This window comes from Salibaculum halophilum, from assembly GCF_002094885.1.
Classification (GTDB): domain Bacteria; phylum Pseudomonadota; class Alphaproteobacteria; order Rhodobacterales; family Rhodobacteraceae; genus Salibaculum; species Salibaculum halophilum.
Map to the genome: position 1 here is coordinate 132,525 of NZ_MSIT01000001.1, position 13,838 is coordinate 146,362.

At 68.4% G+C, this 13,838-nt stretch carries 15 protein-coding genes, 1 tRNA gene and 1 pseudogene; 4 read left to right on the forward strand and 13 right to left on the reverse strand.

The window, feature by feature from the left end:
- Positions 1-1,143: a heme A synthase gene (ctaA, locus tag BU124_RS00615; RefSeq protein ID WP_084860500.1), complete on the reverse strand. Its 1,143-nt coding sequence runs from the start codon at positions 1,141-1,143 to the stop codon at positions 1-3.
- An 80-nt stretch (positions 1,144-1,223) separates the two neighbouring features.
- The gene (locus tag BU124_RS00620) at positions 1,224-1,967 is read right to left on the reverse strand and encodes an RNA methyltransferase (protein WP_084860501.1); all 744 of its coding nucleotides are present in this window, start codon (positions 1,965-1,967) and stop codon (positions 1,224-1,226) included.
- 123 nt (positions 1,968-2,090) lie between these two features.
- Between BU124_RS00620 and BU124_RS00625 the strand changes: the two genes are divergently transcribed.
- The gene (locus BU124_RS00625; RefSeq protein WP_084860502.1) at positions 2,091-2,714 is read left to right on the forward strand and encodes a thiamine phosphate synthase; all 624 of its coding nucleotides are present in this window, start codon (positions 2,091-2,093) and stop codon (positions 2,712-2,714) included.
- 3 nt (positions 2,715-2,717) lie between these two features.
- Here the strand turns inward: BU124_RS00625 and olsA are convergent, their stop codons facing one another.
- The 3 genes from olsA to BU124_RS00640 form a co-directional block, all read right to left on the reverse strand.
- A complete protein-coding gene (olsA, locus tag BU124_RS00630) occupies positions 2,718-3,551 on the reverse strand; it encodes a lyso-ornithine lipid O-acyltransferase (RefSeq protein ID WP_084860503.1) in 834 nt (277 codons plus the stop codon).
- The gene (gene olsB / locus BU124_RS00635) at positions 3,548-4,312 is read right to left on the reverse strand and encodes an L-ornithine N(alpha)-acyltransferase (RefSeq protein WP_084860504.1); all 765 of its coding nucleotides are present in this window, start codon (positions 4,310-4,312) and stop codon (positions 3,548-3,550) included. Before olsB ends, olsA begins: the two co-directional genes overlap by 4 nt.
- 131 nt (positions 4,313-4,443) lie before the next feature.
- The gene (locus BU124_RS00640) at positions 4,444-4,626 is read right to left on the reverse strand and encodes a DUF3553 domain-containing protein (RefSeq protein WP_084860505.1); all 183 of its coding nucleotides are present in this window, start codon (positions 4,624-4,626) and stop codon (positions 4,444-4,446) included.
- Between BU124_RS00640 and BU124_RS00645 the strand changes: the two genes are divergently transcribed.
- A complete protein-coding gene (locus BU124_RS00645; RefSeq protein ID WP_084860506.1) occupies positions 4,625-5,215 on the forward strand; it encodes a histidine phosphotransferase family protein in 591 nt (196 codons plus the stop codon). The genes BU124_RS00640 and BU124_RS00645 overlap by 2 nt on opposite strands.
- Here the strand turns inward: BU124_RS00645 and BU124_RS00650 are convergent.
- From BU124_RS00650 to BU124_RS00685, 8 genes are all read right to left on the reverse strand, one after another.
- On the reverse strand, positions 5,212-6,453 hold the full coding sequence (locus BU124_RS00650) for a glutamate-5-semialdehyde dehydrogenase (protein WP_084860507.1): 1,242 nt from the start codon (positions 6,451-6,453) through the stop codon (positions 5,212-5,214). The two genes, BU124_RS00645 and BU124_RS00650, sit on opposite strands and share 4 nt — an antisense overlap.
- A gap of 16 nt (positions 6,454-6,469) precedes the next feature.
- Positions 6,470-7,576 carry a glutamate 5-kinase gene (gene proB, locus BU124_RS00655; protein ID WP_084860508.1) on the reverse strand — a complete coding sequence of 369 codons (1,107 nt, stop codon included), beginning with the start codon at positions 7,574-7,576 and terminating at the stop codon, positions 6,470-6,472.
- The gene (gene obgE, locus BU124_RS00660) at positions 7,564-8,604 is read right to left on the reverse strand and encodes a GTPase ObgE (protein WP_084860509.1); all 1,041 of its coding nucleotides are present in this window, start codon (positions 8,602-8,604) and stop codon (positions 7,564-7,566) included. The genes proB and obgE overlap by 13 nt, the downstream gene beginning before the upstream one ends.
- A gap of 84 nt (positions 8,605-8,688) precedes the next feature.
- Positions 8,689-9,213, reverse strand: a complete 525-nt coding sequence (locus tag BU124_RS00665; protein WP_179141831.1) for a GNAT family N-acetyltransferase — start codon at positions 9,211-9,213, stop codon at positions 8,689-8,691.
- Positions 9,210-9,767 carry a GNAT family N-acetyltransferase gene (locus BU124_RS00670; RefSeq protein WP_084860511.1) on the reverse strand — a complete coding sequence of 186 codons (558 nt, stop codon included), beginning with the start codon at positions 9,765-9,767 and terminating at the stop codon, positions 9,210-9,212. Before BU124_RS00670 ends, BU124_RS00665 begins: the two co-directional genes overlap by 4 nt.
- A 134-nt stretch (positions 9,768-9,901) precedes the next feature.
- Entirely contained in the window at positions 9,902-10,171 is a 270-nt protein-coding gene (gene rpmA, locus BU124_RS00675) for a 50S ribosomal protein L27 (RefSeq protein WP_084860512.1), read from the reverse strand.
- A gap of 21 nt (positions 10,172-10,192) precedes the next feature.
- A complete protein-coding gene (locus BU124_RS00680) occupies positions 10,193-10,816 on the reverse strand; it encodes a 50S ribosomal protein L21 (RefSeq protein WP_084860513.1) in 624 nt (207 codons plus the stop codon).
- A 186-nt stretch (positions 10,817-11,002) separates the two neighbouring features.
- Complete coding sequence (locus tag BU124_RS00685) at positions 11,003-11,845, reverse strand: DUF2059 domain-containing protein (protein WP_084860514.1); 843 nt, start codon at positions 11,843-11,845, stop codon at positions 11,003-11,005.
- Positions 11,846-11,998: 153 nt separating this feature from the next.
- Between BU124_RS00685 and BU124_RS00690 the strand changes: the two genes are divergently transcribed.
- Together BU124_RS00690 and BU124_RS15180 are read left to right on the forward strand one after the other, a co-directional pair.
- Positions 11,999-12,088 (forward strand) — tRNA-Ser (locus tag BU124_RS00690).
- Between the two features lie 158 nt (positions 12,089-12,246).
- Positions 12,247-13,641, forward strand: a pseudogene (locus tag BU124_RS15180) (integrase core domain-containing protein).
- The last annotated feature ends 197 nt before the right edge of the window (positions 13,642-13,838 follow it).

The window sequence follows — 13,838 nt, forward strand, 5'->3', positions numbered from 1 at the left end:
TCAGGCCCCCCTCAGCGATTGCGGCAGCGGATAGCGCGACAGGTGCCGCGCCCGCAGGATCAGCACGAAGACCAGCACGGCGACGGCTTGGTGCACGATCGCGATCTGCCAGGGCGCCTGGTAAAGCACGGTGGCGATGCCGATCAGCATCTGCACCGTTATCGCGGCAAAGGCCGCGTTGAAGGCGACCCGCGTCGCGGGGTTTCCGGCCCCGCGCCCGCGCCACCAGACGACCGCTGCGAAGATGAACAGCAGGTAGCCCCAGGTGCGGTGGATGAACTGCACCAGCCCCGCGTCCTCGAAGAAGTTGCGCCAGAGCGGCGTCAGCTCGAAGGGCGCGGGCGGAAAGATCCCGCCGGCCATCAGCGGCCAGCTGGGAAAGGCCCGGCCAGCGTCGATCCCGGCCACCAGCGCGCCCAGCAGGATCTGCACGAAGGTGACATGCATCAGCCCGGTGGAAAGCGAGACCAGTCGCGAGTCGCCCAGCCGCCGGGCCTGGATCAGGTCCGCCTCGGGCCGGCCCAGTTGAAAGACATACCAGGCGATCAGCCCGAGGATGGCAAAGGCCAGCCCCAGGTGCGTGGCCAGCCGGTAGGAGGCTACGTCGAGCATCCCGTCCTGCAGGCCGGAATGCACCATCCACCAGCCGATCGCCCCCTGCAGCCCGCCGAGACCGCCCAGCAGCAGCAGGCGCCCGGTCCAGCCCGCGGGAATCTTGCGCGCCAGCAGGAAGCCTGCAAACCCCAGCGCCCAGACAAGCCCGATCACCCGGCCCAGTTGCCGGTGACCCCATTCCCACCAGTAGATCACCTTGAACTCGGCCATCGACATGCCGGCGTTCTGCTCGATGTATTCGGGGATCTGCTTGTAGGCCTCGAACTCGGCCTGCCAGTCGGCCTGCGACAGGGGCGGCACGGCGCCGCTGATCGGGGCCCATTCGGTGATCGACAGGCCCGAATCCGTCAGCCGGGTCAGCCCGCCCACGGCGATCATCACCACCACCAGCGCGAAAAGCGCCATGAGCCAGGCCCGGATCGCGCGGCGCGCGCCCGCGCGGCTGCCGCGGGCGATACCGCCGGGTGCGGCGGCGGGTTTCTCGGCCGTCTCGACCTCCTGAAAGATGCTGCGGTTCCTGTCGGCCATCCGGCGTCGCCCTTGTTGCTGTCCTAGCGCGGAAGTTATGCCGCCCGCCCGCGCGGGGCAAGCGAACGCGGCCACCTGTCTCAGGGCTCGTCGCGGCGGCGGACCAGTTGCCGCAGCACCCCGTGCAGCATCTGCACGTCGGCCCGCGTCAGCGGCATCCGCGACCACAGGTTGCGCAGGTTCAGCCGCATCGACACGGCCTTCGTCTCGGGAAAGAAGAACCCGGCACGCTCCAGCCGGTCTTCATAATGGCGGGCCAGGGCCTCGATCTCGGCGCCCTCGGCCAGCTCGGTACGCTGGCCGTGCAGGGTCACTTCGGGGGCTTCGTCGACCGCGCGTTGCCACTCATAGCCCATCAGCAGCACGCATTGCGCCAGGTTGAGCGAGGGAAACGCCGGGTTGACCGGCACCGAGACGATGGCATTCGCCCGCGCGATATCGGCGTTCTCCATGCCCGCGCGCTCCGGGCCGAACAGCACGGCGACCCTTTCGCCCCGCCCGATGCGGGCGGCGGCGTCGCGCATGGCGGCCTCGGGGGTGAAGACGGGCTTTGTCAGCTCGCGCGGCCGGGCCGTGGTGGCATAGACATGGGTGCGGTCCGCGATGCCCTCGGCCAGGTCACCGGCCAGGACCGCCTCGTCCAGCAGCCGCCCCGCCCCGCTGGCCATGGCCACGGCCGCCGGGTTCGGCCAGCCGTCGCGCGGGGCCACCACGCGCATCCGGTCGAGGCCGAAATTCCACATCGCCCGCGCGGCGGCGCCGATATTCTCGCCCATCTGGGGGCGGATCAGGACGAAGGCGGGCTGCGGCGTGTCGCTGGGCATGGCGGTCTCGGCTGGTGGCGGCCCCGCGCTGATACGCAAGCTGGCCGGGCGCGGCAAGCGGTGGCCAAGCCGCGCGTTCCCCGCTATAGCGGCGCAGCCCTTTCAAGACCTGTGGACATCCCCATGGCCGACGACGCAGAGCAGCCCCAGATCTACCTGATCACGCCCGCCGAAATCGATGTATCGCGCTTTCCCGACACCCTGGCTCGCGTGCTCGACAGCGTCGAGGTCGCCTGCGTGCGCCTGGCCCCGGGCACCCGCGACGAAACCCTTATCGCGCGCGCCGCCGACGCCCTGCGCGAGGTCACCCATGCCCGCGACGTGGCGCTGGTGATCGACAGCCACATGCTGCTGGCCGAGCGGCTGGGGCTGGACGGGGTGCATCTGACCGACGCGGCGCGATCGGTCCGCAAGGCGCGCAAGGACCTGGGCGATGATGCCATCGTCGGGGCTTACTGCGGCGCGTCACGCCACGACGGCATGACCGCGGGCGAACTGGGCGCCGATTACGTCAGCTTCGGCCCCTGCGGGCTGACGCCGCTGGGCGACGGGCGGCAGGCCGATCCCGCGCTCTTCGCCTGGTGGTCGCAGATGATCGAGGTGCCCGTGGTGGCCGAGGGCGCGCTCGACGCGCGCCTGATCCGCGACCTAGCCCCGGTGACGGATTTCTTCGGCATCGGCGAGGAAATCTGGGGCGCCGACGATCCGGTGGCGGCCCTGCACGACCTGCACAACGCCATGATGTAGCGATCAGGCGTCAGCACCGCCCGCCGCGTGCAGGCCATCGCGCACGGCGCGTTCCAGTACCGCTGCCAGGGCCTTGCGGTCGGCGAAATCGGCCACCGCGACGGGGGCATGATATCTCACCGTTACTTGCCCCTGCGGGTGCTGTGCCAGCGTGGCCAGCAGGTGCGGGACAAAATCCATGTCACCCCACCAGCCGTAGGCCCGCGGATCCGCGCCGGGCGGCGTGCGGTAGATCACCGAAACGGGCTGGATGCGCATCCCCGCGCGCAGGGCCGGGTCGAAAAAGGCCTCGAACAGCGTGGGCTTGAAGGGCAGCACCCGCCGCCCGTCGGTCGAGGTGCCCTCGGGAAAGAAGGCCAGCGTGTGGCCCTGCGCCAGGCGCGCGCGAAAAGTCGCGACCTGGCCGCGCGCCGCGCGCCGGTCACGGGCGATAAAGACCGTGCCAGTGGCGCGGGCCAGCCAGCCGATCCCGGGCCAGCCCGCCACTTCCGCCTTGGCGACGAAATAGACCCGCTGCGGCGCATTCAGCGCGAAGATATCCAGCCAGCTGGAGTGGTTGGCCACCACCGCGCCGGGGCAGGTCATGGGCCGGCCCTGCGTGCGGACCCCCAGCCCCATGATGCGAAACGCGTTGCGGCAGACGACTTGCGTCACGGCAGGCGTCCAGGGCCGGCCTCGGCCGAAGATCGGCCGCTCGACCAGCCGCATCGCCAGCAAAACCACCAGCCCGCCGAAGACCAGCGCCGCCAGCGGCACGAGGCGCAGCCCGACCCTGAGCCGCGCGCGCGTGTCGAGACGGGGGACAGCGGGCCGATCGTCGGCGTGCCAGGTGCTCATGCCCCTGCCCCGGCATAGAGCGTGCGGCCGCGCGCGCTCAGCTGCGCGGTGTCCACCACCAGGCACACATCGGTCGTGTTGAAGGCGTGATCGACATAGGCCCCGTCGCCAACGCCCCCGCCCAGCCGCAGGTAGGCCTTGATCAGGGGGGGCATCTGCCGCAGCGCGGCAAGGCGGTCGATCCGGTCCTCGGCCAGCCGGTCCATGGGCTGAAAGACCCGCGAGCGCACGCGCAGCGCCGCCGGGGCCAAGTGCCGGTGATGCAGCAGCGACAGCGGCTGGGCCAGCGCCTGAGGGTCGGTGCCGTGGAAACTGGCCACGCCGAACAGGATATCGGCACGGCTGTCGCGCACATGGGCGGCCAGCCCCTGCCAGAGGTGAAACAGCGCCTGCCCGTCGCGATAGTCGGGATGCACGCAGGACCGCCCCATCTCCAGCAGCCGCCGCCCCCTGGCCCGCAGCGGCGACAGGTCGTATTCCGCTTCGGAATAGAACTGCCCCGCCGCGCGGGCCGCGGCGTCGTCCATCAGCCGGTAAACCCCGACCACCTGATCGCCCTCGGGCCGGGCGCGGTCGCGCAGCAGCAGGTGGCTGGCATAGGCATCGAAGTCGTCCTGCTCCAGCCCGGCCGCATGATCGACCTCGTCACCGCCCGCGCCCATTTCGGCCACGAAGACGCGATAGCGCAGCGCAAGCGCGGCGCGCCGGTCCTCGGGCGTGCGGGCCAGGGTAGTCTCGAACAGGGGGGCGGGCCGGGGCATTGGGCGATCACGGGCAGGTCGGGGCGGCTGCGCGCTGTCTAGGCCGCGCGGGCGCGCTTGGCAACGACGCGCCCGTTGCAGGTGCGGCAATACAACCCTTGCGTGTTTTTCCGCAGATGGCTAACGTCACGTCAGCCTTCGCCGACGAGGACCAGCATGATGCGCCTGCCATCGATGACGACCTTGCCCTCGTCGGCGAAATTCACCGTGACCCGGCCGCCGATGTTCGATTGCACCTGCCCCACGCCCCACTCGGGGTGCGCGGGATGGCGCACCAACATTCCCGGTTCGAGAAAGCTGTTCTGATCGTCCATGTCCACACCCGACCTTTCCGCCCTCATCGGCTCTCGCATCTGCCACGACATCATCAGCCCACTTGGGGCGATCGGCAACGGTGTCGAACTGCTGTCGTTGTCGCAACCCGCCCCGACCGAGGAAATGGATCTCGTAAACCAGAGCGTGGCCAACGCCAGCGCCAAGGTGCAGCTGTTCCGGCTGGCCTTCGGCACCGCCGATCCGGGCCGGAGCCTGCCCGCGCCCGAGATCGGGGCCTTGCTGGAGGCCTATTTCGCCGAAACCCGGACCCGCTGCGAGGTGACATTGCAAGAGGCCGTGCCGCGCCCCGAGGCCAAGGCAGCGCTGCTGGCGGCACTTTGCCTGGACAGCGCCCTGCCCCGCGGCGGCACGATCAGCCTGAGCCGGTCGGGCGGCATCTGGACGGTGGCGGCCATCGGCCCGCTGCAGCCCGACCCGGACACCTGGGCGGCGCTGGAGGGCACGGCCCCGCCGCCACCGCCCACGGCGAGCACGGTGCATTTTGCCCTGCTGCCGCAGGCGCTGTCCGACCTGGACCGGCGCCCGCGGATCACCCGCGCGCCCGAGCGGCTGGCCATCGCGTTCTAGCCGCGCACCGTGCCGTCGCCCTCGACCAGGTACTTGAAGCTGGTCAATTGCCTGGCCCCCACGGGGCCGCGGGCGTGCATCTTGCCGGTGGCGATGCCGATCTCGGCGCCCATTCCGAATTCGCCGCCATCGGCGAACTGGGTCGAGGCGTTGCGCATCAGGATCGCGCTGTCGAGCCGGGCAAAGAAATGCGCCGCCGCCGCGTCGTCCTCGGTCAGGATCGCCTCGGTGTGGCTGGACCCGTAGCGCCGGATGTGTGTGATGGCGTCGTCAATATTATCAATCACTTTCGCGGCGATCTTCATGTCGAGGTATTCCATGCCCCAGTCTTCCTCGGTCGCGGGCACGGTGCCCTCCAGCCCCACGGCATGAACCTCGACGCCTTCGGCCTTCAGATCATTCACGATATCCTGCCCGAGCGCCTGCGCGTCGCGGTGCACCAGCAAGCATTCAGCGGCGCCGCAGATGCCCGTGCGCCGGGTCTTGGCGTTCAGGACCACCCGCCGGGCCTTTTCGGGGTCGGCCGCCTTGTCGATGTAGATGTGCACGATCCCCTCGAGATGGGCAAAGACCGGCACCCGCGCCTCGCGCTGGACGAGACCGACCAGCCCCTTGCCGCCGCGCGGAACGATCACGTCGATGGTGTCCACCATGGTCAGCATCTGCTGCACCGCCGACCGGTCGCGGGTCGGCACCAGCTGGATGGCGTGTTCGGGCAGACCTGCGGCCCTGAGCCCCTCGACCATGCAGGCATGGATCGCGCCAGAGGAGTGGAAACTCTCCGAGCCGCCGCGCAGGATCACGGCGTTGCCGGCCTTGAGGCAAAGCGCGCCGGCGTCGGCGGTCACGTTGGGGCGGCTTTCATAAATCACGCCCACCACCCCCAGCGGCGTGCGCACCCGGCGGATGTGCAGCCCGCTGGGCCGGTCCCAGGCCTCGATCACCTCGCCGACCGGGTCGTCCTGCGCGGCCACCGCGCGCAGCCCGTCGCACATGCCGTTGATGCGAGCCTCGTCCAGCATCAGCCGGTCCATCATGGCGGGGGACAGCCCCTTGTCGCGGCCGGCCGCGAGGTCGGTTTCGTTGGCCGCCATGATCTCGGCGCGGGCCTGCCAGACGGCATCGGCGCCCGCCTCCAGCGCCTGCCGCTTCGCCGCGGCGGGGGCAGAGGCCAGCGCGGCGGCGGCGTCCCTGGCGTTGCGGCCCAGCTGGGCCATCGTCTGTTCGATCTCGGTCATGTCGCCCCTTTTCCCCTCATGTCACCAAGTCGTCGCGGTGAATCAGCACCGCGCGGCCGGGATAGCCCAGGATATCCTCGATCTCGTCGCTGCGGTGCCCGGCGATGGCGCGGGTCTCGCCATCGCTGTAGCGGCTCAGGCCCGTGGCCAGCACCGTCCCCGCCGGATCGGTCACGCTGACCGGGTCGCCGCGCTGGAACTGGCCCGACACGCCCGCCACCCCGGCGGGCAGCAGGCTCTTGCCCCCCGCCAGCGCCTGCGCCGCGCCCGCGTCCACGGTCAGCGTGCCGCGCGGCCGCATCGCCGCGATCCAGCCCTTGCGGGCGACGTGCCGGTCCTGCTGAGGTGGAAACCATGTCGCCGGCGCCCCCTCGGCCAGCGCCGTGAGCGGGCGCAGCTTCGCGCCTTCGGTGATCGCCATGGCGCAGCCCGAGGCCATGGCCGTCTTCGCCGCCGAGAGCTTGGTGCGCATCCCGCCCCGGGACAGACCCGAGCCGGCGTCGCCGGCCATGGCCTCGATCTCGGGCGTGATCTCTTTGACGATATCAAGGCGCCGCGCGCCGGGGTCGGTCTGCGGGTTGCCGGAATAGAGCCCGTCGACATCCGACAGCAGGATCAGCTGATCGGCGAGCACGGTCATCGCCACCCGCGCGGCCAGCCGGTCGTTGTCGCCGTAGCGGATCTCGTCGGTGGCCACGGTATCGTTCTCGTTGACGATGGGCACCGCGCCCATGCCCAGCAGGGTTTCCAGCGTGGCGCGCGAATTGAGAAAGCGCCGGCGGTTCTGGGTGTCATCGAGCGTGACCAGCACCTGCGCGGTGGTTATGCCGTACGGGGCCAAGGCCTCTTCGTAGGCGCGGGCCAGGCGGATCTGGCCGACCGCCGCGGCCGCCTGCGATTGTTCCAGCGTCAGCGGGCCGGGGCCGAGGCCCAGCACCCCGCGCCCAAGCGCGATCGAGCCCGAGGAGACCAGCACGACATCCGCGCCCAGCCCCTTGAGCCAGGCCACGTCCTGCGCCAGCGCCTCGAGCCAGCCCGCGCGCAGGGTGCCGCTGGCCCGGTCCACCAGCAGGGCCGAGCCGATCTTGACGACAACGCGCTTGGCTTCGCTCAGGGCTGCCACGTCGCCGCGTCCTCTTGCGCGTCTTGGCTACGGCGCAGGCGGTCGGCGTCGATCTGCCCGCGCAGGGCGCGAAGAACCTCCGTAACACCCTCGCCCGTGGCGCCCGACATCTGCAGCACCTGCGCCCCGGTGCCGGCGGCGATCTCCTCGGCCAGAAAGGCGCGTTCCTCGGGGTCCAGCGTGTCGATCTTGTTGAGCACGGTGACGCGGGGCGTGTCCGCCAGCGCCCCGGCGTAGGACTCCAGCTCGTCGATAATGGTGCGATAATCGCCCACCGGGTCGCCCGAGGTGCCGTCGATCAGGTGCAAAAGCACCGCGCAGCGTTCGACATGGCCGAGGAAGCGGTCACCCAGACCGCGCCCCGCGTGCGCCCCCGCGATCAGGCCGGGGACGTCGGCGACCACAAATTCCACACCGTCGACACCCACCACGCCCAGGTTGGGCACAAGCGTGGTGAACGGGTAGTCTGCCACCTTGGGCCGCGCGTTCGAGGTGGCCGCCAGAAAGGTTGACTTGCCCGCGTTGGGCAGGCCCAGCAGGCCGACGTCGGCGATCAGTTTCAAGCGCAGCCAGATCGTGCGCTCGACCCCGTCCTGGCCGGGGTTGGCGCGGCGCGGGGCGCGGTTGGTCGAGGTGGTGAAGCGCAGGTTGCCCCAGCCGCCGTTACCGCCCCGGGCCAGCACGACTTGCTGGCCCACCTCCGTCAGGTCGGCGATCACGGTCTCCTGATCCTCGTCGAGGATCTCGGTACCCACGGGCAGGCGTAGCACGATGTCGTCGCCATCGGCGCCGGTGCGCTGGCGGCCCATTCCGCCCTGCCCGTTGCTGGCAAAGAAGTGCTGCTGGTATCGAAAGTCGATCAGCGTGTTGAGCCCCTCGACCACCTCGGCCACGACCGAGCCGCCCTTGCCGCCGTCGCCGCCATCGGGGCCGCCGTATTCGATATACTTCTCGCGCCGGAAGCTGATGCAGCCATTGCCCCCGCTGCCCGAGCGAATATTGACCTTGGCAAGATCGAGGAATTTCATGGGGCGCGGGCCTTTCGCGGGCTTTCAAGTGCGCGGGATACGCCATTGCCGCGGGGCGCTCAAGGGGCTGCTGGCCGGGCGGGCCTAGCGGCGTGGCGACGGGTCGGCCCATCGCCCCCGCGCCAGGATCATCTGCTGCGCGCGCATGACCTGGCCGGTCGCGCGGCAGGTGACCTCGCGCTGGCCGGTCTCTTCGAAGCCGAGCCCCGTCAACACCGCGGCCGATCGCGCATTGCCGAGAAAGTACTCCGAGTGCAGCACCTGCGCCCCGTCCGCGCGAAAAAGATGCCCGACCATGGCACGGGCGGCCTCGGCCATCAGGCCCTGCCCCCAAGCATCGCGGCGCAGCCAGTAGCCGAAGGTGCCCTGCCCGCCGATCATGCCCAGCACCCGGTCATCGCCGTGGCGGGTGATGGCGAGGGAGCGGTCCCGCCCTGCCGCGCATTCGCCGATGAACCAGTGCGCGTCGTCGAGCGTGTAGGGGTGCGGCACCACTGTCAGCCACCGGCTGACTTCGAGGTCGTCGAGCCCCGCGACGATATCGGGGCCGTCACCTGTTACGGGCGGACGCAGCCGCAGTCGCGCGGTGGAAAGGACGCCGGGCGTCACCGGTCCAGCTTGCGGCTGTATGTCCAGGTGCGCACGATCGCGCCGCGGGCGACGCAATAGGCCTCGGCATCGCCAAGGTAGTCGAACCCCGCGTTTGTCAGGACCCGCGCCGAGCCGGGATTGTCCTGGAAGGCCTCGGCAAAGACATGCGCGGCCTCGTGGGGATTGGCCGCCAGCAGGGCCTCGACCGCCGCCGTCGCGATCCCCGCGTTCCAGAAGGCCGGCGCCACCCAGAAGCGGATTTCCGATTGCTGCCGGTCCATGCGTTCCAGCTTGAGGATGCCCATGACCTCGGCGTGGCCCAGCCGCGACCCGTCGATCACCCAGACATCCACTGAATGGTCGGGGTCGGCGGCGGTGCGCAAAAGCGTCTCGACCGTGCCCGGCGGCAGGGGATGGGGAATGTCACGCGTCATCCGGGCGACCCGCGCGTCGCCGGCGTAGAGCTCGATCAGCCCGGTGTCGGAGCGCCGCATGGGGCGCAGGACGAACCGGTCCGTTTGGATGCCGGGAGCAGCCTCGGTGCCGGGTGGCAGATCCTTGTCGACGATCATCGGCTTTCCTCCTCCGAAAGCCCGGGAAAATTGGACATGGGGCGGCGCGCACCCGGGCACAAGCCGCCATAACGAAAAAGGGACCGGCGGTTCCGCCGATCCCTTTCCAAGTGTCTTGAAACCTCGGGTCCGGCCTACTCCGCGGCGTCCGCACGCGGGCTTACGGAAATGAAGGTGCGCCCCTTGAGGCCCTTGTGGAAGGTCACGTTGCCTTCAACGGTGGCGAAGATCGTATGATCCTTGCCCTGGCCGACGCCGTTGCCCGGCCACCACTTGTTGCCGCGCTGGCGCGCGATGATGTTGCCGGGAATGACGGTCTCGCCGCCGTACTTCTTGATGCCAAGGCGGCGACCGGCAGAGTCGCGGCCGTTGCGGGATGACCCGCCTGCTTTCTTGTGTGCCATCGTGTCTCTCCTCTCGGTCTCTTACTTGGCCAGCGCCTTGGCCTGGTCAACCCAGCCCTCACGCTCGATCCGGCCCTTGAAACTCAGCTTCTCGTCCATATCAGCAATGTCGGCCTCGGTCCACGCCGCGATCTGGGCAAAGGTGGTCACGCCGGCGGCGTGCAGCTTCTTTTCCAGGGCCGGGCCGACGCCGGACAGCTGCTTGAGGTCGTCGCCGGCCGTGCCCGCGTCGGCGGCCGGCGCGGGGGCGGCCTTGCTGGCGGGCTTGGCCGCTTTCGGCGCGGCAGCGGCAGGCGCCCCGGCCCCGCCCAGGGCGGCCTTGACGCCCGATTTGTCGGCGCCCTTGTCGAGGATGTCGGTGATGCGCACCAGCGTCAGCTGCTGGCGATGCCCGCGCGTGCGCTGCGAGCCGTGCTTGCGGCGGCGCTTGACGAACTTGAGGGTCTTGGGGCCCTTGATCTGGTCGATCACCTCGGCCTGGACCCCGGCCCCCGCGACAGTCGGGGTGCCGACGGTGCCGTCGACCATCAGGACCTCGTTGAACTGGATCGTCTCGCCGGCTTCGGCGGCGATCTTCTCGACACGCAGCACGTCACCCTGGGTGACCCGGTACTGCTTGCCGCCGGTTTTCATGACCGCGAACATGCGTCTTTCCTTTTATTGCCGCGTCCTGTGGCCCCCGCGGTGGCGGGTGTTGCGGGCCTTGCGCCCGCCTCGGACAGCGCCCCTTGCGGGGGATGGTGCAAATGCGAAACCGGCGCGTCACCACGCCGGCCGCGCTGCTATGCGCTAATGGATGGCGGGTGTCAAGGCGCGCGTGGACGCCGCACCCTAGAGATCGCGTGCAGCCATTTCCTGCGCCGCGGCGCGGCCCAGCGCGCGGCTGATGTCCTCGAATTCGCCATCGAAGGCCTCGAAAAGCGCCCGGTTGATCCGCTGGCCGGCGTCCGTTTCGGCGAAATCGGCGTAAGCGGCCAGGTCGGCATCATCCAGCGGCTGATAAGCCAGCATGGTGAAGGCGTAGACCCACTCGGTGGTTTCCTTGCGGATCTGCGGCTCCTGCGCCCAGACATCCGACAGGATGCGCTCCTCGCTCATGTCTCCCCCGAAAGCGCCGCCGTCGGCCAACCCCAGCAAAAAGGCGTAGTTGGCGTTCATGGCACCCGTGACGTTGCGGTCAACGAGACCGTTAGCCTCGACGAAGCGGTCGACGAGGCGATACCGGTCGGTCTCGTCGGCCATGGCGACCGTGGCCCGGTCGCGCGCGGCCTCCTCAACCTGATCATCGAGCAGCGCCTCGCGTGCGCTCAGTTCCAACGAAATGATCTCGCGACCGAGCGCCGAGCCGTAAAAGTCGTGCAGCGCGGCCAGGTCGGCCCCCTCCAGTTCGGCGACGAAAGCTGTGCGAATGTTGGAGACCATGCGCGCCTCGTCGTAGATCGCCGCCACGGTGTCCTCCCAGTCCGGGCCTGGGTTGCCGCCCAGCATGTCGCGCGCCAGCGTCTCGCCGTAATCGAGGCCCTCCTGCCGCATGACGCCGATCATCTGCGGCAGCTTCATACGCTCGAAAAGGGCCTCGGCATCGCGGTTCTGAGCGGCGACCGGCGCGGCGAGCAGCATGAGCAATGCGACAAGCGCGGCGGGCAGGACGGCTGGGTGAACGAGGCGCGGCATGGCGGCTCCCTTTCTGACTCCTGACCCAAGGAATAGAGCGCCACCCCGGGCATTCCAAGGGGTCGCGGGCCGGCTGCGCGCGTGCTGACGCGATTGTCAGGAAAGGGCTTGCACAGTCCGGCCGGCCCGATTATTCCCCGCCCAGACCCCCGCGGAGAGGTGCCGGAGTGGTCGAACGGGGCGGTCTCGAAAACCGTTGACCCTTCACGGGGTCCCAGGGTTCGAATCCCTGTCTCTCCGCCATTTCCATATATATCAATGGCTTAAGAGTTGGACGGGCAAGTGCGACACATAGTGGAGCACACGCCCATGAAACTGTCAGCCCTCTGACCAGCCCCCCCCCCCCGAAACCACTTATATTCTGAGGTGGAGTTTGCTCAAACTTTCGATGGAGCAAGCAGATACGAAAGAGCCGTTTCACCGAGGCGCAGATTATTCGGTATCATCAAGGAGCAGGGTTCAAGGGTTTGACGATTGAGCCCGTCAATCAATCGTATCGCCGAACGGGATTTTGACGGCAGAGGTCTGCAGCAAGCACGGTCTCAGCAAGGGGACGTTATACAAATACAAGTCCAAGTATGGCGACATGGAGGTGTCTGACGTCGCCAAGCTGCGGACACTTGAGAACGAGAACGCCAAGCTCAAACGCCTGCTGTATGACACGATGCTGGACAATGTCGTGCTGAAGGACTTGCTGGGAAAGAACTGATCGTGAGCCATCGAGTATGTTGCCAGTGGTTGTGCCACTGGTTTGAGCAACCATTGGCGACCGTTCGAGACCGATGGCAAGCGATTGACCGTCGAGAGGCAGTACTCAGCGCGAAGCGGGAGTAAGCCCGCGAACGCCATCGGTCCGAGAGAGTGGGCGAACACCTCTCGCAGCGCCGGGTCTGCCGACTTGTCGGTGTCGATCCAAAGACGGTCCGGCGTGAACGTTGGTCCCGCCTGCCCCGGCAGTCGAAACGCAGGTACTAAAAGAGGGGATGACCCAGGGACACGCAACAAGAAGAAGACCGTCGCAGTCAAGCGCCATCGGTTCGGCTACCGGCGGATCGGCGTCATGCTGGAGCGGAAGAGGATGAACCAATCCGGAGTGCGTTTAGCAGATGGTCTTGGGGATTCTTGTGGGGCGGAGCGCTCTACAGACTCTACACGGATGAGACGCCGGGCGTCCGGCGGCGAAAGGGCCGCAAACCGGCCCGTGGCTCGCGAACTTCGATGCCGGAGGCGCTCAGGCTGAGCGAACGCTGGTCGCCCGACTTCTTGTCCGACACCTTCGGCGCATCCCGTCGGTTCCGCATCCTGGCCGTGATTGATGATTGCTGCGGCGAGAACCTCTGCCAGATGGCCGATACCAGCAACTCGAACGCACGGGTTGCGCGGGAACTGGACGCGCTGGTGCGCATTTGCACGCAGGCTGGCCAGCATTGTAAGTGACAACCGGACGGAGTTCACAGGTCGCGCGATCCTGAAGAGGGCGAACGACAATGGCGTGGACTGGCATTGCATTGATACGGGCAGCCGCAGCAGAACACGGTCATCGAGTCATTTAGCGGGAGCCTGCGCGACGAGCTTTGGAACGAGGAGATGTTTGACAGCCGGGACGACGCACGCCGAAAGCTGGCGCTCTGGCGCTACGACCACAACACCGTCGGGCCGCACTCGTCGCTCGGCAATCAGGCCCCGCAAAAGCGCACCGGACACCTTAGCAAATTGCGGGCTCCGCGCCCGGCGCGCTTGCCCAAACTGATACCAAAAATTTCGAAACCGGACCTGCAAACTCACCTAATTTATAAAGGAGGAGCCTCGGGGGGCAGGTCAGGCACGGATTTTGCATCCCGAAGGTGAACGACGACGTCAATCGGGAATGCCGCGCCTGGGCGGTTGACTCCTCGCTGCCAGATATCCGCGTCTCGAAGGAGTTGAAGGGAATGCGGAGGATAACCGCCGGTCAAGAGCGGACCACACCCTTAGCAAAGCTGAACAAGACCAG